Origin of the sequence: Methanosarcina sp. (genome assembly GCF_028693135.1) — an archaeon.
Classification (GTDB): domain Archaea; phylum Halobacteriota; class Methanosarcinia; order Methanosarcinales; family Methanosarcinaceae; genus Methanosarcina.
The window spans coordinates 58815-79597 of record NZ_JAQUVZ010000014.1 but is presented as its reverse complement, the minus strand read 5'-3'; the positions used below and the strand labels follow the sequence as shown (position 1 = coordinate 79597).

21 protein-coding genes and 1 tRNA gene are annotated in these 20783 nt (G+C 45.6%); 2 read left to right on the top strand and 20 right to left on the bottom strand.

From position 1 onward, the window contains the following. Positions 1 to 163: 163 nt before the first annotated feature. Positions 164 to 1129: a polyprenyl synthetase family protein gene (locus tag PHF18_RS08975; RefSeq protein WP_300101417.1), complete on the bottom strand. Its 966-nt coding sequence runs from the start codon at positions 1127 to 1129 to the stop codon at positions 164 to 166. A gap of 38 nt (positions 1130 to 1167) precedes the next feature. Further along, positions 1168 to 2511, bottom strand: a complete 1344-nt coding sequence (locus PHF18_RS08970) for an RNase J family beta-CASP ribonuclease (RefSeq protein WP_300101386.1) — start codon at positions 2509 to 2511, stop codon at positions 1168 to 1170. A gap of 86 nt (positions 2512 to 2597) precedes the next feature. Between PHF18_RS08970 and PHF18_RS08965 the strand changes: the two genes are divergently transcribed. Beyond that, the gene (locus PHF18_RS08965; protein ID WP_300101385.1) at positions 2598 to 2780 is read left to right on the top strand and encodes a hypothetical protein; all 183 of its coding nucleotides are present in this window, start codon (positions 2598 to 2600) and stop codon (positions 2778 to 2780) included. A 1371-nt stretch (positions 2781 to 4151) separates the two neighbouring features. Here the strand turns inward: PHF18_RS08965 and fni are convergent. From fni to PHF18_RS08890, 15 genes are all read right to left on the bottom strand, one after another. Next, entirely contained in the window at positions 4152 to 5249 is a 1098-nt protein-coding gene (gene fni, locus PHF18_RS08960; protein ID WP_300101382.1) for a type 2 isopentenyl-diphosphate Delta-isomerase, read from the bottom strand. Positions 5250 to 5252: 3 nt separating this feature from the next. Then, positions 5253 to 6035, bottom strand: coding sequence for an isopentenyl phosphate kinase (locus PHF18_RS08955; protein ID WP_300101380.1), 783 nt, complete (start codon positions 6033 to 6035; stop codon positions 5253 to 5255). A 320-nt stretch (positions 6036 to 6355) separates the two neighbouring features. After that, positions 6356 to 7261, bottom strand: coding sequence for a mevalonate kinase (locus PHF18_RS08950; protein WP_300101377.1), 906 nt, complete (start codon positions 7259 to 7261; stop codon positions 6356 to 6358). 498 nt (positions 7262 to 7759) lie between these two features. Continuing rightward, the gene (locus tag PHF18_RS08945; protein WP_300101375.1) at positions 7760 to 8557 is read right to left on the bottom strand and encodes an MEMO1 family protein; all 798 of its coding nucleotides are present in this window, start codon (positions 8555 to 8557) and stop codon (positions 7760 to 7762) included. Positions 8558 to 8630: 73 nt separating this feature from the next. Next, a complete protein-coding gene (rpsB, locus tag PHF18_RS08940) occupies positions 8631 to 9374 on the bottom strand; it encodes a 30S ribosomal protein S2 (RefSeq protein ID WP_300101372.1) in 744 nt (247 codons plus the stop codon). A gap of 68 nt (positions 9375 to 9442) precedes the next feature. Beyond that, positions 9443 to 9625: a DNA-directed RNA polymerase subunit K gene (locus PHF18_RS08935; protein WP_048124441.1), complete on the bottom strand. Its 183-nt coding sequence runs from the start codon at positions 9623 to 9625 to the stop codon at positions 9443 to 9445. Positions 9626 to 9737: 112 nt separating this feature from the next. Further along, a tRNA-Pro gene (locus PHF18_RS08930) sits at positions 9738 to 9812 on the bottom strand. Next, positions 9813 to 10001 carry a DNA-directed RNA polymerase subunit N gene (locus tag PHF18_RS08925; protein WP_084630280.1) on the bottom strand — a complete coding sequence of 63 codons (189 nt, stop codon included), beginning with the start codon at positions 9999 to 10001 and terminating at the stop codon, positions 9813 to 9815. 8 nt (positions 10002 to 10009) lie between these two features. Beyond that, entirely contained in the window at positions 10010 to 10414 is a 405-nt protein-coding gene (locus PHF18_RS08920; RefSeq protein ID WP_300101359.1) for a 30S ribosomal protein S9, read from the bottom strand. A gap of 13 nt (positions 10415 to 10427) precedes the next feature. Further along, positions 10428 to 10850, bottom strand: coding sequence for a 50S ribosomal protein L13 (locus PHF18_RS08915; RefSeq protein WP_300101356.1), 423 nt, complete (start codon positions 10848 to 10850; stop codon positions 10428 to 10430). Positions 10851 to 10860: 10 nt separating this feature from the next. Further along, positions 10861 to 11241 (bottom strand): 50S ribosomal protein L18e, encoded by a 381-nt coding sequence (locus PHF18_RS08910; RefSeq protein ID WP_300101353.1) that lies wholly within the window; start codon positions 11239 to 11241, stop codon positions 10861 to 10863. 170 nt (positions 11242 to 11411) lie between these two features. Next, on the bottom strand, positions 11412 to 11936 hold the full coding sequence (locus PHF18_RS08905) for a DUF2240 family protein (RefSeq protein WP_300101350.1): 525 nt from the start codon (positions 11934 to 11936) through the stop codon (positions 11412 to 11414). A 188-nt stretch (positions 11937 to 12124) separates the two neighbouring features. Then, entirely contained in the window at positions 12125 to 13696 is a 1572-nt protein-coding gene (serA, locus tag PHF18_RS08900) for a phosphoglycerate dehydrogenase (RefSeq protein ID WP_300101347.1), read from the bottom strand. 148 nt (positions 13697 to 13844) lie between these two features. Further along, positions 13845 to 14714 carry an RPA family protein gene (locus PHF18_RS08895; protein WP_300101345.1) on the bottom strand — a complete coding sequence of 290 codons (870 nt, stop codon included), beginning with the start codon at positions 14712 to 14714 and terminating at the stop codon, positions 13845 to 13847. Beyond that, positions 14707 to 16068, bottom strand: coding sequence for a Single-stranded DNA binding protein (locus PHF18_RS08890; RefSeq protein WP_300101342.1), 1362 nt, complete (start codon positions 16066 to 16068; stop codon positions 14707 to 14709). The genes PHF18_RS08895 and PHF18_RS08890 overlap by 8 nt, the downstream gene beginning before the upstream one ends. 480 nt (positions 16069 to 16548) lie before the next feature. Between PHF18_RS08890 and PHF18_RS08885 the strand changes: the two genes are divergently transcribed. Then, entirely contained in the window at positions 16549 to 17670 is a 1122-nt protein-coding gene (locus tag PHF18_RS08885) for a nitrous oxide reductase family maturation protein NosD (RefSeq protein WP_300101339.1), read from the top strand. 111 nt (positions 17671 to 17781) lie between these two features. Here PHF18_RS08885 and PHF18_RS08880 read toward each other — a convergent pair whose 3' ends face one another. The 3 genes from PHF18_RS08880 to PHF18_RS08870 all read right to left on the bottom strand — a co-directional run bounded on the left by PHF18_RS08880 (position 17782) and on the right by PHF18_RS08870 (position 20775). After that, positions 17782 to 19497 carry a glutamate--tRNA ligase gene (locus tag PHF18_RS08880; protein ID WP_300101336.1) on the bottom strand — a complete coding sequence of 572 codons (1716 nt, stop codon included), beginning with the start codon at positions 19495 to 19497 and terminating at the stop codon, positions 17782 to 17784. A 238-nt stretch (positions 19498 to 19735) separates the two neighbouring features. Continuing rightward, on the bottom strand, positions 19736 to 20041 hold the full coding sequence (locus PHF18_RS08875; protein WP_300101333.1) for a hypothetical protein: 306 nt from the start codon (positions 20039 to 20041) through the stop codon (positions 19736 to 19738). Further along, a complete protein-coding gene (locus PHF18_RS08870; protein WP_300101331.1) occupies positions 20041 to 20775 on the bottom strand; it encodes a fumarylacetoacetate hydrolase family protein in 735 nt (244 codons plus the stop codon). Before PHF18_RS08870 ends, PHF18_RS08875 begins: the two co-directional genes overlap by 1 nt. Positions 20776 to 20783 lie beyond the last annotated feature (8 nt).

The following is a 20783-nucleotide window of genomic DNA, read 5'->3' as shown; positions in this document are numbered from 1 at the left end:
GAGCAGAGCGGCTAACCCACATCCAGCCTCGCCTTCAAAACCTGAAAAACTGATTTTGTCTTATGGCATCAGCCTCAAAAAACCAGAAAAATAGTAAGAAAGAATTCTCGAATTGCAGCAGAATCTGCCGCAATCCTTCAAGAAAAATAAATTATCAGAAACTTCAGTATTCCCTTGCAATCATATAATCAGCAATCTGGAGGAGAAGTTCCTTTTCAGGACAGTCTCTGAGAACATCCAGTTTTGCCTTTCCTTGATTGATATATGAGATTGCAAGATTTTTTACGTAATCGAGAGACCCACATTCGGTCAGAGCCAGGACGGCTGCTTCAGTTTCTTCGAGCGTAGCTGCCCCTTTCCCGAAGATACCCAGATTTACACCTTTCCCGAAAGCGTCAATGACGATCAGGGTATGCTTCCCTTCCATAAGGTCACTGCCTCTCACCTTTCCGAGCACTTCTTCAGGAGAGACCATGTCCAGGACATCATCGTACATCTGGAAGCCAATTCCTATAAGACGCCCATATTCGGATAAAGCCTCGGAAACTTCGTCCGATGCTCCACCGAGGAGAGCTCCGATCTTGGCTGCAGCTGCATAAAGGACGGAGGTTTTCTTTTCCACCATTTCGATGTACTCAAGTTCCGTCACCCTGTCCCTTGCTTCAAAGTCCATGTCAAGCCACTGCCCTTCACAGATTTCGGTACAGGTCTTTGAAAGGACATCCATGCACTTTAAAATCCTTACAGGTTCGTTGTCGACCTTTGAAAGGATCTCAAAAGCTTTAGAGTAAAGGGTGTCTCCGGCAAGGATAGCTCCGGCTTCACCCCATTTAACATGGACTGCTGGCATTCCCCTGCGGATGTCATCCTTATCCATAATATCATCATGGATCAGGGTGAAATTATGTACAAGTTCCACTGCCACTGCTGCAGGCAAAACGGACTTGAGATCGGAGCCGACAGCTTCTGCCGCCAGGATAAGGACTGCCGGACGAAGGCGCTTTCCGCCTGCGTCTACGAGATAGCGAGAAGCTTTATACAGCTCCTCGGGACGGGTTATTGGAAGCAATTCGTCAATTGCAGCATCAACATGTGAACTTCTTTTTTTGATCTCATCAATAAGCATCATAAGCATCACGAGAACACGGGGGGGTTTTCATTATAGGATTACTCTTCTATATATAACACTTCGCCGTTTCGGAGAAGGTGTACGGTATCTCCGAGTACATACCCCGCATCTTCTGCCATCTCGATGTAGTGTCCATGCATTTCCATATTCCCATGAGCAGGAATAACATGCTCAGGATTTACCATTCGCAAAAGCTCCCAGTGATCTTCCCTGTAAGCGTGCCCTGATACGTGAACATCATCATAGATCCTGCCACCCCTCATCCTGAGTTTGGTCTCAAGAGCATAGCGGTTTGCCTGAGTCATTGGGCTCGGGATCACATTTGCGGAGAAAATAATCTTGTCTCCGGGATCAATTGAGTAAGGCGTTTCCCCGTTTGCAACCCGCACGAGAATGGAGCCTGGCTCCCCCTGGTGTCCGGTAACAATAGGCAGATACTTGTTCTTGCCTTCCTGCATGATGCGCTTAAATGCCCTATCGACATCTTTTCTCATGCCGTAAATCTCTACATTGGAGGGCAGATCAAGGTAGCCTACATCCCTGGCTGCGCTCACATAACGTTCCATAGAACGCCCCATAAGCACCGGAATTCTGCCCATTTCCTCGGCAGCCTCGATAATCGCTTTGAGCCTGGCAATGTGAGAGGCAAAAGTCGTAATGATCATGCCCACATCGGATTCTTCTGTCCCAAGCAGTACATCCCTGACCATGTCCTTTGCGATCTGTTCCGAGGGGGTTTTTCCTGAGCGCCCTGCGTTCGTACTTTCTACAATCATTGCAATAACCCCTTCCTTTCCGAGGGCTTTGAAGCGCTCGAAATCAGGAGCATCGCCCATAGTAGGAGTCCTGTCCAGCTTGAAATCACAGGCATAAAGAACAGCACCTGCTGGAGTGTGCACAGCTGCAAGTACACAATCGATAATGCTGTGCTGGACCCTGATGAATTCTATAGAAATATCTTCCGTAACCTGGTAGGTTCCACCTGCCTGTAAAGGAATGACTCTGTTGCAGACCTCGAACTTGCGCTCAGAATCGATCTGCTGTTTGATGATAGCTGCAGTATAGGGGGTAGCAAGTATAGGAGCGTTATACCTGTGGGCAAGTTTCGGAATCGCACCTATGTGGTCAAGGTGTCCGTGAGTACAGACGATTGCCCTGACAGTCCCATTGATTTCTTTCATGATAGTATCATCAGGGATTGCACCCATCTCGATCAGTTCAAGAGAATGCATCTTGTCAATTTCAACATCTTCATGAATTTGAACCCGGTCAAGCCTGAGCCCCATATCCAGAATGACGATATCTTCACCTATAATAATAGCAGTCATATTGCGGCCCATTTCATTGTAGCCGCCGACTGCGACAATTCCTATTTCAGTCATATTTTTTAACCTCTTATTAAATTTTTTAGTTTTTAATCCTTGTGAAACCGAAACCTCAAAACGAATCAGGTAACGGGCTTAAATCAATGACCATGAATGTAAACGGTATAGTAGAGAAGTATAGAATCGTTTTAGAAAAGTCACTTCTAAAAGCTACCTCTTATACCCTTGAAGAAATTATCCCCTGGAGGATAATACACCAGGCTGCAGTTCCTAGCAGAAGAATACCACTTTATATATATATTTGTTTCAGTATACAAATATTTTGACCTGCCCGAATTTCCGGAAAACTACCACTGATGCTGTTCTCATGCAATACAGATTTTCAAAGGGCTTTCCGACCCATTGAGAGAATTCCGGTTCCGAGTTTGATCTACAGGCACTTTCAGTATCCTTCCTTAGTCACAACTATTTCTCAAAAAGCCTGATTCCAAACATGTTCCAAATTAAGGGGTAAGCTTTTACCTTTAAATGACTTTACTAACCTATTTCCTATATCCAATAACCCTGTTTCTTCAGATTCAAATGACCTGTTTTTTCAGATTCGAATAACCTGTTTTTTCAGATTCGAATGATATGTCTTCATATTCCAACAGTTTATTTTCCTTCATTCCAGTATTTTCCATATTCCAGTTGATCAGGTATGGAACTCACTTCAATACTTGCCTGAATGAATTTTTTATAATTTATCCCTTATTCCAGTTGATCCTATGAATAATTCCTGATTCAATGAATCTGAGAAGTGACCTTTAATTTAACAATTCCATAAATGGCCCTAATAAATGGTTTTAAGAAGTTGATTCTTAAATCAAGACTTTTAAAGAACCAATTATTTGAATTGGTCCTGAGTTAATGAATTTAAAGAGTATATCCCAGGGAGAAAATTAACCAAATTAATGTTTATAAGGTCTTTATCCCGGGAAATTGGTATTCAAACTAGTAATTTCATTAAGGAGCTAATCCTTGCTTTGCTTAATGAAGGTAATTTGACATATTTCTATTCTGCTAACTTCTATTATGGTAATTATAATTATCTGAATTACCAGAAAAATTAACTATTTATTTTACGGTATTTCAGTATTTAAGGTATTACAATAAATTGACAGACAATAAATTGACAGACAATAAACTGACAGCTTCTCAGCCAATTTGTTACGTACGATCTTTTCCTTTTAAAGGACCTTGCCGCAGTCAGACCCTGCAAATCCCAGATAAACTGCTTCCAGGTGTTCCAGATGAAATCATGAATAATTCTGGCATTCTCATGCAGTCTTAATAAACGGCGTTCTTTTACTCTTCCGGTATACCTAAAGGGAAACAAAGCTAATTACTTTTTCCCTGATTAAGAGTTCAGAGAGATAAACCGATTCTCATGTTAATATTAACTAATATTAACTATTTTCTTTTGAGACATTACTTCCGTTTTACGTATAAACATTGTCATGGAATAAATCTGTAATCGAATAAATCTGTAATCGAATAAATCTGTAATCGAATAAATCTGTAATCGAATAAATCTGTAATCGAATAAATATGTAGTCGAATAAATATGTAATCGAATAAATATGTAATGGGCTGTGCAGGCATATTAGGGATAAAAGAAAGGGACGAGGAAATAATTACAGTTTCTCTTCCTTTTATTAAAGTGTATTTTTGGGTAAAGAATAGTCTTTTACGTCAAAACCGCGCTGCTCGAGGTATTCAAGTGTCCATCCGGTAACAACAACCGGTGCATTATGCAGAGCCTGGATGTTTGCACAACCGCAAAGAAACATCGCAGCCCTGAATTCATTCAGCATGCAGGAGAGGACACTGACAACCGATTTTTTTCCTTCAAGAGAAGGTCCCACAAAGGGCAGGGCTGCACTTGCCGCACTGGCTCCGAGGACGATGGATTTTGCAATATCAAGCCCTGTCCGGACCCCGCCTGTTGCTATAATCGGAAGGGAAACCCTGGATTCGATTAAGCTGGCAACAGTAGGAATTCCAAAGTCCCAGAAAAGTTCTCCGAGACGTTCAGAAACCGAATCCCTGCTTTCTTTTGCCCTGTAGACCTCGACTCCTGCCCAGCTGGTGCCCCCGACGCCCCCGACATCAATTGCAGAAACTCCGGCTTTCTGAAGGAGAAGGGCATCTTCTCTGGAAATGCCTGCTCCGGTCTCTTTCACAATCACTGGTGTTTTGAGTGTAGAACATATTTCAGCAATCATGTCCAGGCAGCCGGTCGCATCCCTGTCCCCTTCGGGTTGGATGGCTTCCTGTAAGAAATTAAGGTGGATGGCAAGGGCATCGGCATCAATCATTTCAATTAGTTTTTCTACTCCCTCAACCCCATACTGGCGAATCTGGGCAGCCCCAACATTTCCGTAGACAAAGGTATTCGGAGCCTCATCCCTGACAATCCTGAAAGAGTCCTCCTGAGCAGGGTCATCAATTGCAGCTCTCTGGCTGCCAACCCCTATCCCAACTCCCAGCTCTTCGGCTGCGGCCGCAAGTGCAGCATTGACAGGAATAGTATCAGGGTGCCCTCCTGTTATGGATGCAATCAAAAAGGGGGCCTGCATACGTTTTCCAAGGAAGTCCACAGAAAGGTCGAGCTCATCCATGTTTAATTCAGGAAGCGCCCTGTGGATCAGGGACACATCTTCAAACCCCGCACTGACCCCCCGGGATTCAACCGGGCTTTCAGCACAGAGCTTCAGGTGTTCTATCTTTCGCCTTGAGGTAGTATTGATCATACTTCATACCCTTTTATCCGGACTGATCCGGGTCCCTATGGATTCCCCATTTAAGAACCTGTAAATATTATTCGCTTTTCCTGCATTGAATATATGTGAAGTGATACTAGAATTTTTGCTGAGTTCCAGAAGTTCCAGCACCTTCCCGAGCATTCCGCCTGTAACATCCGTACTTTCCGAACCTCCGATACACTGCCGAAACTCCTCAAAGTTTTCAGGAGTTATCTCAGGCACCGGTTTTCCATCCTTATCAAGCACTCCATCTTCAGCCGAGCCCAATCCGAGCCGCGTGATCCCGAGTTCCTTTGCCAGATAGGGAACTATCTGGTCTCCCGAGAGGATGCAGGCCCCGAGTTCGAGATCCATAACAACGTCTCCGTGCAGTACGGGGACAAAGCCTTTTTCAAGCATGAGTTTTATGCTGTCGAGGTACATGCTTTGTATCCTCCCGTTTCTGCAAACAGTACAGCCCATAGGATGCACGGCAATAGCCATAACTCCGAAACTGTTCAGGGCATCCACTACCCTTGAGGCAAGTTTCTTTACGGATTCATGCGTTACAATTGCCCCCTCGGGGTCAAAATTTCTGTCAAGCCCGTATTTTTTGGCATAGACATGCCCGAAAGAGCCGGCTCCATGTACAACAATCATTTTTCCCCGGAAGCCCGAAACTTCCCGTGCAATCCTGAGAAGGTCAGCCTCTTTTACAACCCCTTCATGTGCGCCTTTGTCAGTAATGGCGCTGCCTCCGAGTTTAAGGATAACAGATTCGGTTGAAGTGTTCATTATATCACTCTATGCCTTTTTAAATAGCTTTCAGTAGATTTAAGGGATTACTCTGCGACAGTAGTAAACTGTGAATAAGTAACCGTGAATAAGTAACCGTGAATAAGTAACCGTGAATAATTAGGATAACTCTGAGATAGTGTTGACAATGAATCATTGATACAACCGTGAATAATTAACCGTGAATAATTAGTATCAAATGCCCAATCCAACCTTTAAACACACTTTTTTTGAAAAATCCGTAAAGATTCCGGATCTTTATGATTGTGGAGAATATAGGTATTTCCGTTGCAGGTAAACCCACGGGAGTTCCTTAAGGCTCAGTCGATCTTCAGTCCCTGTTCCGTGGGTTTTGTAATGGTAACCTTACCTCCTGCGTTTGCAATGGCTTCAGCTACCTGTATGGACTTTTGAGGTGCCGTAAGTGCAACCATACAGCCGCCACCTCCGGCTCCCGTAATCTTTGCCCCGAAAGCTCCTGCTGCCCTTGCTGAATAGATTAAACGTGAAAGCTCAAGGATATTTACCCCAAGAGCATCAAGCAGGCCCTGGTTTACGTTCATGAGCCTGCCAATGGAAGCATAGTCCCCTGAAAGTACAAGGGTTTCCCCAATTCGGGAGATTTTACCAATCGAAGCCATAAGAGGTCCGATCAACTCAGGATAGCTCTCCCGAAGCTGCCTGACATTTGCCACAAGCTCTTTTGTGGAAGAAAAAACCCCGGTATCCCCGATCACAATTCCGCAGTCAGGTGTTTTTAACTTCCTCCGTTCCGGGATGGTGACAACCCCTCCGAAAGTAGAAACATAGGTATCGGTAGGGCTTGCTGCACCCTGTACCCGGATCTCGATTTCATGCCCAAGTTTTGCAATTTCTTCAAGGGAGAGGCCACAGCCAAACAGCTCATTGAGAGCACCTATGCTTGCAATTGTTACCGCAGCAGACGAACCGAGCCCAGAACCCACAGGAATATCGGAATCAATAGTTAGAAAGACCCCTTTTATGGGCACAAATTCCCTCATTTTTTCAATAACTGCAGAAACATAAGGGTGTTTTTCAAAATCAATACCTGTTTTACCAATTTGAGACTGGATAACTATGGAATTGTTTAACTCTACCCGCACCCGGGTTCTCAACTCTACCGCACATGCTATCGCGGTTTCTCCGTAAACAACCGCATGCTCTCCGAAAAGATAGATTTTACCGGGCGCAGAACATGAAACCATATTATTCCTCAAAAATTTTCAAATTTTATTGAATTTGAGTTTGTAAAGTTTTATTGAATTTGGGTATGTAAAGTTTTGTGGAATTTGAGTATGTAAAGTAATGAACTTTATCCTCGGAGAGGCTGACCATAAGTAAAAGAAAAGATAATATAAAAAAACATATCCCGGCATGAAATTTATCCCGGGTGTTTTCTGCATAATCAAAAACAAGCATACATCATTTTTTGCAAGAGGTCTTTACGAAAGTCAAAGGTAGAATGCCTGTTACTTTAATGGTGGGATGAATGCCGTCAACGTCCCTGTTTTTCGCTATCTTCTAACCTCTAAATACTATTCTATCCTATACTATGTACTGAATTCCTAAGCGATAACCAAGCCAGGGAAACCAGAACCAATTTGATCTTTCTTCACCTCTGGAACAGAGGGTAGAGCCTGTAGACTTATGAACGGTAGTTCGAGGTATGAAGCAGGAAGCCCGTTACTTCAGTGATGGGTAGTTCACTCCACAATAATTGCAGCGTACCCGACAACTGCACTCATATCTCCGGAAACATCCCCGCTATTTGCATATTTAAGCAGAGTTGCCCTGGATCCTCCGAGTTTTTGGGAAGCTGAAAGCATTGCTGCAATAGGCCCATATCCGCATACAGAAGCATTTCTTCTATAGAGACGATCATACATACCTGAGACATCGAGATTCAGGATAGCACCTATAATTTCGTCATCCGTCTCCTTTGCGCGTTCTGCAGTTTCGTAGTGAGTGAAATCACTGGACGCTATGATGACCGCACGTCTCCCACTTTCGGAAACAAGGTCAGCAACAAGGTTCCCAACCTCAACTGCCGTTTCTTCATCCTGCATGCCCATGCAGATAGGAAGAATTTTAAAATCCCGTCCGAAACGGTATTGAAGAAAAGGAAGCTGGACTTCAATAGAATGCTCGTATGTGTGCCCCAGTTCATCTGCATCAACGATGCTCCCGAGAAATCCGTCGGCAAGTTCGAGGTCAACATCAATAGTTCCCAGAGGGGTTTTCCACGTTTCCCTGGATACTGATATTGGCGAACCGTACCCTGTATGGTTGGGACCGAAAAGGACATAGGTATCGGCTTCAGGGAGAGTTGCATAAACATGTGCAGCCACTTTCCCGGAATAAATATACCCGGCATGCGGGCAAACTGCCCCCAGGACCTCTCGTCCCCTGATCTCCAGACCTTCGAAACATCGTGTAAGTTCTTTCTCCAGAATATCACAATGCAGGGGATAGAACTGCCCTGCAACTGCTGGTTGTCTCATTTCCTATCACCCATAATATAAGAATGGGCAATTTGTATAAACCCTTGCAGTATGCAGGACGGATGTCCCGAAATCAGAGTGGAGTTTCGAAATCAGTCATCTCGTAATTGAAGGGGGTATCATTGAATTGGGATACTTCCCTTGCAACCAGCCAGTAGATGAGAGAAAGTGCTTTTCGACCCTTGTTGTTGGTTGGGATTACAAGGTCCACATTTGAGGTCAGGTTGTTAGTGTCACAAAGTGCGATCACAGGCACCCCAATACTTGAAGCTTCCTTCAGGACCTGGGCGTCTCCAGCCGGATCGGTTACAATTATAACATCCGGTTCAAAGAAACCATGCATCTGCGGGTTTGTAAGTGAACCTGGAATAAACCTTCCGAGCATTGCCCTTGTGCCAAGTGCCCTTGAGAACATTCTTGCAGGGTGCTGCCCATACTGCCTTGAAGATACCACAAGGATTCTGGCAGTGTCATAGTGAGACAACAATTTTGATGCAGCTCTGACCCTTTCGTCTGTTGATTGGATATCAAGTACGTATAACCCGTCAGTTCTGACTCTGTATACGAAACGCATCATATCCTGAGTCTTCTGCTGGGTCCCGATATGAACGCCTGCTGCCAGGTATTCGTCAATGGACACAAGAGATGTGGACCCCTCTTTTGGAGAAACGGTTTCGTCCTCCGATTCCACAGGCACAGATCCGGTCTTTACTGCGGCTTCCTTTTCAGGTTCAGGTTTTGCTTCAGCCACGATATCTTCTTCAGGCAAAGGCTGTTCTCCGGCTTCCTCCTGCCCTGTCTGCTCAATTTCCTCCATAAAGTCACCTCATATATAGAATCAACAATAAAACGCATTCAGCGTCTGAAATGTATCCCATTACGTTTTTATCTTTGCTTACGTTTGACCGTTATAGGAATAACTCCGGCCTTCAACTCTGCCATAGCTACACCCAGGGGGTCCAGCCGCCCGTCATCTTCAACCAGAACAGGAGCCCCCATTGCTATCTGCAATGCTCTTGCACCTACAATTCGTGCACGCTCGAACCGGGTATACTTTTCCTTGACCAACAGATCACCCTGAAACTTAAAAACGCTCCGATGAGTTCCGATAATTGAGAAGCATGATAAATTTGATATTCCGTACATACACCTGATAACCAGTACCCTTGAAAAAGGGAAATGGGACCGCTGAGATTCGAACTCAGGTTCCGGCGTCCCGAACGCCGAAGGATGGACCAAGCTACCCTACGGTCCCTTACTGGTACGGCGAAAGCACGTCAACAAGTTCGACATGGCTGAGGAACATTCTGCGACAGCAGTAACGGGTGATCCCAAGATCATCCATTACGGCAGCCGCGTCTTCGCCATCGTTGACGCGTCTTTTGTACTCATCCCAATAGTTAGAGATTACTTTTCCACATGAGAAACATCGGACTGGGATCATAACTGTCCTTACCTGTAAGATTTCTGGTATTTAGCCCTTGCTCCGGGCCCACCGAAGTTCTTTGATTCTTTCTGCCTGGAATCGCTTACAAGTAAACTGCGGTCATAGGTTGCGAAGTTGTCTCTGATGATTGTGTCATTTGTCCATTCCACAATCCCACGGGCAACCGCGGTCCTTACCGCATTAGCCTGTCCTACAATTCCACCGCCCCGGACATCGACATTGATGTCAAGCCCGGAGACCACTTCATTTCCTGCGATCAGCAGAGGTTCGGAGATCTTCATCATTGCAAGCTCAGGAGTATAGAGCTCGAGCGGAATTTTGTTGATCCTAACCTTACCGGTACCTTTTATGACTGTTGCACGTGCAGTTGCAGTCTTGTGCTTTCCAGATGAATTAACTACTTTGACCATGAGGACTCACCCATTAGAACTTTGAACCCATTTTCTGGCTCACTTCACCAAGCTCCATGTACTTGTTGGAACTTAGAAGCCTCATGTCGGCATCTGCGATAGCAATCGCTTCAGCGCCCTTAAGTTCATAAGGAACACCTACATAGACTTTGAGCCTGGACATTGCATCCTTGCCTCTTGTTTTCTTATAGGGCAACATGCCACGAATTGTCCTCTTCAGAATGCGGTCCGGACGCTTCGGGAAGTAAGGCCCGAATTCAGTTGCGCCCCTTTCCCGAGTTTCCCGGTACTCTCTAAGGGTGGCTGCCCTTGAGCCAGAAATTATGGCTTTTTCGGCATTTATAATAAAAACTTTTTCGTCTCCTGAAAGCAACTGTTTTGCAACTGTACTTGCAAGACGCCCCAGAATAAGTCCATTTGCATCGATAACCGTCATCTTCGTCACCTCAGCGGAAAATCCGGATACCGGACCCTTTTGGATTTGATTCCATAATCTCTTCGAGACTCAGGCACTTGCCGCCGGCTTCAGTGATTTTATCAACTGCAGACTCGCTAAATGTTACAGCCGCAACCGTAACAGGATGATCAAGAAGACCTGCACCCAGGACTTTTCCAGGGATGAGCAGGACATCATCTTCAGCAGTGTGCCTGTTGATCTTGCTTATATTCACAGCCGCATAGTTTCTAGACGGCGCCTCAAGACGTTTCGCGATATCCTTCCAGATGGGGGCTGAATCTCCATTTGCCCTCTCTTTCAGGGTAAGAATCAGAGAAACGATTCTTGGATTTGTTTTTCTTATTAGTTTTACCAGTGATTTTTTACCCAATGTATGTTCCTCCGCAAGATTAGTATAAATCTCACTCACGCGAGAAAAAATTACCTATCGCGTTCGAACATCGCTATGCTGCCGTAGCTATGAAGCTCGAGGCAGCAAATTAAAGATCAAGCGATTAGTCGGATTGGTATGATGTGAATAACATTTCTAGTACATAAAGATTATGCGTAATCGGCAGAGCCAAGAACAACCCTGGAAACCTTCCCAAGTATTACTTCTATGTCGCATCCGAACTTTCTTGCCACAATAAGTGCCACTATCCGGATATCCACAAGATAAGCAAGCCGGTCCTGCATGGAATTGATTTCGGAAACAAGCCGTTGTCTGTTCAATCCCGTGTCCGCTGAAACGAAGTCAAGGATCTGTTCAAAGGATAATTCTTCCCTGTGGCGCCCTGCAGAAGAGTTGCCTGATTTTCCGGTTTTAGCTTTGAGTTCAAGAAAATCTTCTGGTGGTTTAAAAGCATGGGGAAGCCGAACACTCTCAACGTCAAAACAGGGTGAAAGTACACCGTCCTTAAGGGAAAGCAAGCCTGCTTCAAGGGCACGGCTCTTTACCTCAGAAGCAGTCTTCGGGGAAAACCATTTCAGATCAAAGGCAAGGGAAAATTCAAAGTCTTTTTCCGGGAGAGAGCCTGCAAGATTTTTCTTAAAAGGAGCAGAAACAACACGTTTAAGTTCTTCCATTCACGAACCTCGAAAAATAACTGCGCTGTGAAGGGCAGTATGTATACAAGTCCCACCAGGGATGCAGTTTCACATTTGAAGAATTCCGGAAAAAATTAAATGTCTCCGGCACAGAAATCCGATTTAAGCCTGTACCGAAGTGGAATGTTTTTCGGAATATCTTTCCTACAATTTACTGATGAACAAATTCAAAGGGACACAAGCTTGGCATTGATGATTCCAGGGACCTGCCTGACCTCTTCAAGGATTGCATCAGAGACCTCGGTATCCACGTTAAGAACCATCATGGTCACGCCTCCGACTTCCGCCCTTCCGACCTGCATGCCTGAAATATTGATGTTGTTTCTACCAAGAACCATACAGCATGGTCCGATAACGTTTGGCTTGTTAATGTGCTTGGCAAAGATCATACGGCCTGCGGGGAAGATGTCTACCCAATCCTCATCAACGGAAACAATCTTGGGCTCATCTCCAACAACAGTTCCGACAACCAGCTTCGCCATTTCTCCGCTGGAGAGCCTGATACTGACAGTTGAAGAATACTCTTCTGCAGATTCGGACTTGCTTTCCACTACTGCGATCTTTCTGGACTTCGCAAGAGTAGGGGCGTTGACGTAATTTACCCCGGAACCGAGAGCCATTTCAAGCAGCCCTTTGAGAGCAGAAACTGTAAGGGGCCTTGTGTCTTTTCCGGAAATTTCCCCATTGTACGCGATTTCTACCTTCTCGTAATTGCCATCTACAAGCTGCCCTGCAATTTTCCCCATGAGCTCTGAAAGCCTGATGTATGGGGCAAGGACTGCCATAGCTTCGGGCTTCACCGAGGGAATATTGATTGCGTTCTTTGCAAGCCCGCCAGTAAGGACGGATACGACTTCCCTGGCGATGTCGATTGCAACATTAACCTGGGCTTCCTGTGTGGAGGCGCCGAGATGCGGAGTTACAATGACGTTGTCAAATTTCAGAAGAGGATTGTCAAAAGGAGGCTCTTCTACAAAAACATCCAGTGCTGCCCCGCCTACCTTACCACCTTCAAGGGCTCTTGTCAGGGCTTCTTCGCTGATGATGCCGCCGCGGGCACAATTGATGATCTTAACCCCTGGCTTCATGAGGGCGAACTGCTCGTCATCAAGGATATTTCGGGTCTCCTTGATAAGTGGAGTGTGCACTGTGATGTAGTCAGCCTCTTTTGCAATTTCATTCACTGTAGCAAGCTTGACTCCGAGTTCGGCAGCCCGCTTTTCAGAAATGAAAGGATCATACCCCATAAGGTTCATTTCAAGCCCTGAAGCCCTTTTTGCAACCTCGGATCCAATTCTTCCAAGCCCTACAATTCCAAGGGTCTTTCCCTTAACCTCAATGCCCGTGAACTTGTTACGCTTCCATTCCCTGGATTTCAGGGAAGCGTTGGCCTGGGGAATATTCCTGGACATCGACATCATCATAGCAATTGTGTGCTCTGCTGCCGAGATCATGTTTCCTTCGGGAGCATTGGCCACAATGATTCCTTTCTTTGTGGCTGCGTCCACATCGACATTATCGACTCCGACTCCCGCCCTTCCAATAATTTTCAGGTTGTCGGCAGCCTCGATGACTCTCTGAGTAACCTGAGTGCCGCTACGTATTACAAGGGCATGGTAAGCCCCGATCTTTTCCACCAGTTCATCTTCGGAGAGACCGGTGCAAACATCAACATTAAAGTTCTCTTTTAAAATCTCCAAACCTTCATTGGAGAGTGAGTCGCTGACCAATACTTTCATGTTAATTTCTCCAGATAAATACTATAAATGTGAAATGCTAAATTTTAACAAAGAATACCAATCAACTTAATCACACTTAAGCGTTATCACATGTTTTTAGAGACGGATTCCCCTAATTTTAGGATCGTTAAAGTCCCACTCCGCACGATTAACCTACAAGCCTTATAATCCCGATCTTCGGCTCGTAACACTGCCCTTCCGAAAGAAGGGAACGGACAACTTCTTCTACTAACTCTTCAGGGATGCCTCTTGAGACTGCAGAATCTACAAAAATAGAGTAATCAACCCCCCTGCCTCCACCCATTTCCCTGAGCAGTTCAAGTACGAACTCCTTCTGGTCAGCCTTGGCTCCTGCAGGGCCTTCGGATTCAAAGTTAAGAGCCTTCAGCCCTTCCCTGATAGAAACCCTGAGCTGTTTTGCAAATTTCCAAGGATCGCGTTCCCTTTCAAGGACAATGGAAATCCCTTCCGCAAACTCTTCAGAAATTCCCCTCTCAAGCAAGTATTCCCTGAGTGTTTCTCCATGGTATCCGCTTTTTAGAGCATCCGAAAAAGCCTCAAGCCTGTCAACGGTTTGTTCTGCCGTATCCACAACCCATCTATTGCGGATCTCTTCGTCTACAACATTTGCCTCCTCTGCCCGGATTGAGATAAAAATAGAGCCGGGTTCGGGTTCGTAAATTCTGGCTTTTCCGGTAAGGGCTATGAAAGCAGGGACCTGAACAGTTGAAAAGAAAATGGAAGCATCAGGCTGGTACTGCCCTGCATACACTGTAAAAGCTCCAGTAGGATCAACTATCCGGGCTTTCCACATTTCATTTTGCGTGCCTATGCTGTCGAGTTCGGTAAGCACACCAACTGCAAAGACGCGGTTGAGAATAAGCCCCAGAGGGCTGATAAGCAGGTTAGGAGATTTAGTATCAGCTGATTCGGACACAGGCCTTGCCGATTTCTCAAGCTCTCTGCAAGCTTCGAATTCCTTTGCAAAAACCCTTTTTGCAACTTCCCTCTTAAGCAAGGTTTATCCCTCCCCCGGAAACCTCGGAACCCGGTTCATCTTCGTCCTCCCCGAGCCTGTGCAGCAACTCAACTACCCTTACAGCAAGGTCATCTTCCGGCACCCAGGAGCCTTCTGCAACAAAAGAAATTCCATATTCTCCCCTTGAAGAGTTTCCGCGCACTGCCAGGTAGCGGCCGGTAAGAAAACGTCTCAGGTCTTCATAGACCGCATCTTTGGAAACATCAGAGAACATGAGCTGTTCGGCTTCCTCGAGGGTCTTCCCGTAGATAGTTTCTGCAAGTTCCCTTGGAAACATGACTGACATTGCCCCTGTACCGTCATCCAGTACAGCCTTAATCCGCATGTCTCTTACACCTTCTACCTTGCCATGCGCCCTGCAGTGAGCTTTCTGAACTACACGGCTGCACTCCGGACAGCGGGAAATGATTCCTGAACCCGGTCGGACGGAAACAACATTGCCTGCGGCAGCTATATCGTACATGCTGTCTCTTGAGGCTATTTCTTCAATTTTCATGGGGACAGGGACTTTTGCTGCAGACTCAAAAGTAAAAGCAAGCGTTTCAGCGTCATCAGGCCCGACTGAAGAGAATTTAGTACTGCTGAGGATATTGATCGAAGGCATTCCCCTGAACATGCGGATCTGGGCTCCTTCTATCCTGATTATGCTTCCTATGTCAATGCCCGGAAGTTCAACCCAGGCAGTGAAAGGTAATCTGCCGGTCTCATCCGCAAGCACGCCGGAAATCACTTTAGACTGCTTGCCCCTGACCAGAACTTCCCTGTGAGAAAGTTGAAGTACACAGGCTACGGTCCCTACGGAGAAATCCGCAGCAACTATATCAATCAATTTTTTTGCAGGGCTTTTGGAGAGTTCGGAAAGCTGAGGAAGTGAAGAGTCAGAAACTTTAGATACCAGAGATTGTTCCCCTATAGAAAGCCTGACTCTGTTCTGCCAGAGGCGGGTATAGACATTTCTGATATTAAGAACATCTCCAACCGAACCCGGCAACTCCCTCCATGAGGAAAACATGACTGAACCCGTTTCGTCTGCAAGAACCCCTGTATACAGCCTGGAAGGCCCCTGCTGAGCTCCTTCCTGAGGGCGGATTGCCTTTTCCCCTATGTCCAGGATTCTGCCTGTTATTTCAAAATTCTTCAGGGAAGCTGAAAGGTCTTTTACTTTCAGAACTTTTCTTTTTCCACCAAACTTTCGGAGGATACTTTCTTTTGCAACCTCCGGAGGTACGCGAAAAGCAAGAAGTTTATCGAATTCTGCCCGGATACCAGTCTTTTCAAGATCTCCAAGCGCCCTGGTTAGCTCTTCAAGTTGGGGCGCAATATTTTCATCCATTTTAAGCCTCCATTCGAGACAAGAATAAAACAATTCAGATATAAGGATTTCAGGTTTTACTATTATGACTGCAGTCATTTACAACTGCGCACATTTATAGATAGTCGGGTTTCAGGACTTTAGATTTTCGGTACCTGATAAGTACGGATACTCAGTTAATCATAAAGATAATTTTGGGAAATCCTTAACGGTTAGTATAAACAAATTTCGCTTCTATAATCTTTTAGATCCTACTTTTCAAGAAGGATTGTTCAGAACTTATGATTCCAAAGATATATCTTATCAGGATAAAATTATTTTCCTGACAAAATATTGAAAGAATTATATCTGAAAAACGAATAAGATTCATTCATGAAAAAGAGATAAGATTCATTCCTGAAAACCATATGAAATTCAGGAAAGAGGAAATTAACGGTTTCTAAAACGATAAAAACGAATGAAAAACCATAAAGAAATGGAAGAGTAAAAGGGGAACTAAAGATGGAAAGAATAGAAGAACGGAATATACAGGTATTAAAAATAGTAGCAGTTGCATTTATTCTGGCAGTCATATGCACATGCTCTGCCGTTTCTGCAGCAAACTTAAAAGTGGATCCTGAAGCAGAAGGGGGCTATACCACAATACAGGCTGCAGTAGACGCTGCAAAAGCCGGAGATACTATTTTTGTAAGCCCCGGGACTTATGATGAAAACCTCAAAATAGATAAGCAGGTGAAAATCTGGTCTGACTCGAGAAACCCTGAAAATACGGTTGTCAGGGCAGCCGACCCTGTGGAAAGTACCGTAGAAATAACTGCGGACAGGGTAACTTTCAGCGGGTTTGGGGTGGAGGATTCGGATAAAGCAGGGATCTTGCTGACAGGAGCCAGTAACTGCTATATCAACAATATCAGAGCCCGAAACACAGAATATGGGGTTCTTTTGCAGGATGCGAAAAGTAATAACATAAACGGGAACACCATGACCCTGAACGAAATAGGGATAAAGCTCGAAGGTTCGGACTCAAACACGATCCAGAACAACCTCGTTGCTTATAACTACGGTTTCGGGGTTTCCCTTGAAGAGAGCAAAGGGAACATTATATTTAATAACTACTTCAAAAACGCAGAAAATGTAGAAGAAAACACCGTAAACGCAGACAACACCTGGCAGAGTACCCTCTCAACCAGAAGTAATCTTGTCCGGGGTCCCTATATTGGCGGAAATTTCTGGGCAGACCCTGAAGGTACCGGCTACAGTGAAACCTGTGTGGATGAGAACAGCAATGGAATATGTGATTCCGCATACCCGGTAGCTGGAGGCGGGTCCGATAACTCCCCGCTTTTCCCGAGAATCCCATCTGCTGTCACAACCCTTGAAAGCAAGCTGGACGCTGAAGCTTATGAACAGGGTCTGACAGACATGGAAGGGGCAGGAAATGAGACTGAAAACCCTCTGGTAGAAGCGACAGAGGGAGAGACCGGAGAAGTAACCGAAACCGCAGGTGAGGAAGAGGGGACAACCGAAACCGAAGCTGCAGAAGAAAACGGAGCTCCCGGGCCGGGTCTGGGACTTACAGTTCTGGCGGCAGGAACTGCTTATATCCTGAAGCGGAAAAGATAACTAATATGTAAAAAAGGGAGAGGAAGCAGAAGAAGAAGAAGAAGAAGAAGAAGGGACAGTTTTTGTCCTTTTTCCTTTCCCTGTCCTTCTCATTTCTCTGAATCACTTGAATCACTTGTGGGCAAAATAAGCCACTACGTTTTCTTCGCTTACGGCATCAATTCTACAGAATCCGAAACGTTCGAACTGGACGATTTTGTCAAGTTCGGCTGCAATCCCGTGTTCTCCGATTCCTTCAATATCGCCTTCAGGGCCGCGCACTTTAACCGGGATTCCGTCAACAGGAGCCCAGTGGAGGATTTTTGCTTTTGCTTTTTTAAGGGCTTCAAGCGAAACCTCAGAGTGGTTTGCCTGTAGCGGGGAAAGAGAAGTGATTTCGATATTACAGAAATCTTTTAAGCGGAGGATGGAGCCTACTTCCAGCTTTTCGACATCATCCTTACAGACAAGCACCTTATTTCCTACGGTAATTTCCCTTACCCCTCTTGCATGATCAGTGGGGTGGAGCGGAAGTTTAGCAACTGAAGGTTCCATACCTGCAATTTCCAGTTCTACCGGGTCCCAGACAAAGAAGTACCTGTTTGCAATAGGGTCTACAATTTTACGGTTTTCGGCGTAAAGAGACTCCATGCTGATACTCACGTCAGTCATCCCGACTCCCATTTCTATCATGAACTTTTTGAGGGCTTCAGCCCTTATCCCACGACGGCGGATTGCCCGGATTGTTGGCAGGCGGGGATCGTCCCAGCCGCTGTATTCTCCGGATTCAATGGATTTACGCAGGGTGCTCGTGCTGAACTTGCCGAACTCGTGGATCTTGACCCTGCCCCAGTGGGTGGTTTTAGGGTATGTCCAGCCGAAGTAGTTGTAGATGTAACCCTGCCGCTTTTCGCTGTCTATAAGGTCTTTGCCCCGGATGATGTGGGTCATGCCGAGCTCGTGGTCTTCGATAGCGCCTGCAAAGTCCAGGAGGGGCCAGACAATATATTTATTTCCGATTTCAGGGCGGGGATGGGACATTTTTCTAATCCTGAATGCCCCCCAGTCCCTCAAAGCCGGGTCCTTATGTTCTATATCGGTCTTGATCCGCAGCACAGCCTGCTGGTCTTCATATTCCCCGGCAAGCATCTTTTCCCAATGCATAAGGTTTTCTTCCGGGCTGGTGTCCCTGTGCGGGCAGGCCTGTTTGGCATCCTTAAACTGTTTGAAGTCTCCCCCGGTACAGAAACAGACATAGGCTTTGCCCATCTCAATTAGCTTTTTTGCATAATCATAATACATAGGGAAATGGTCAGAGGCATAGACAACCTGGTCAGGCACAACTCCGAGCCATTTGAAGTCGTCCAGATACCAGGTGTAGGCTTCAAGCATAGGGCGCTTTATATCAGGGTCGGTATCGTCAAAACGCAGGATAAACTTGCCTTGATAGATCTTTACGTACTCGGAATTGACTACCATGCCCCTTGAACTTCCCAGGGTCGCGGGCCCGTTGGGGTTCGGAGCAAAGCGCATTACGACTTTCCCGGTCTCGGCCCCCTCGAGAGGTTTTAACCCCTTGTCAGGCTCTTTCTTTACACTCAGGGCTTCTATGAGCTCCGGAGCAATTTCCGACAGCCGGGCTTCCCAGGTGTCCGGGTTTCCATTAGCAATTTCAGAAACAATAGTTACAAGTGCCTCAGAGACGGCATTGGGATCGGCCCTTAGCTGAGGATACTCCCCCATTACCTTGCCCATTACAGCTTTGGGCTGGGGAGCTTTTCCGTATTTAACAGCATTTTGAAGGGCATATTTTTCTATTGATTTAAGGTCTTCAGGACTTAAGGTCATAGGAGCTTCTCCAAAAATAAACATGGATTAAATCTTGATTGGATGAAATGAGAATATCACACAAATTCAACCGAATGGATAACCCCCAAAAAGGGAGAAAACATAAAATGCGCTGAATCCGATGATTGAGGAAAAAACATGTAAATAGGATTATAAAAAGTCACCGAAGCCCGGAACTCCGGAAAAAACCGGACAACAAACAAGTAAACCCCTAAAGTGTTTTCAAAGACGAAAGCTTTTACTTAGGAATGGAAGCTTCAATTTCCCAGATGCGAGACACTTTCTCATTGATTTTACCCAGATCCCGTTCAAAATCCTGCAGGAATTTAGGGACGGCGTCCCCTGGAACAGCCCCCTGAGCTGAAGGCTTGATAAGATTTGCCTGCTCAAGGACTCTAAGGGAATAACGCACCTTATGGTTCTGCATTCCGGTAACTTCTGCAAGTTTAAGGATTCCTATGGGACCTTCTTCAATTACTTTTTTGAGCACAATAAGGTGGCGCTCTGTAAGGTCAAGTTCAGTTCCAATATGCTCAAAAAGCATCAGACAACCTCGTTTCTAAGTTTTCCGATTCCCTGAATTTCAACTTCCACGGTATCCCCTCTATGCAGTTCTCCAACACCAGGAGGTGTACCGGTAGCGATTACGTCCCCAACTTCCAGGGTCATAATCTCGGTAATGAATTCAATAAGATAAGGAATATCAAAAATCAGGTTTGAAGTGTTTGATTCCTGTCTGGTTTCCCCGTTTACCCTGCAGGCAATCTTTGCATCAGTAACATCAATTTCTTCCGTAGAGACGATATAGGGCCCGAATGCTGCAAAGGTATCAAAACTCTTTGCCCTTGTCCACTGCCCGTCCTTTTGCTGGAGATCACGGGCGGTCACATCATTAAAACAGGTATAGCCTGCAATCACGTCCTCGGCCTTTTCGGCGGAAATATTCTTGCAGCGCTTTCCGATAACGACTGCGAGTTCAGCTTCATAGTCCACCCTCAAACTGGATGCAGGGTAAATGATCTTGTCTCCATGCCCAATAACCGCAGAGGGAGGCTTTAAAAAGAGAACAGGGGTTTCAGGGACTTCCATGTAAAGTTCTTCGGCATGGTCCTTATAGTTCAGGCCAACACAGACGATTTTAGAGGGGAAAGAAGGTGGTAGAACGCGAAGTTCCGAAAGTTCAAATGCCCCGGCAGAGATCCCTCCATTGGGATACACCCGCCCATCTTCGATTTCTCCATAAAAAACATTATCTCCTGACCTGAACCTTCCAATCATAGCTTTAC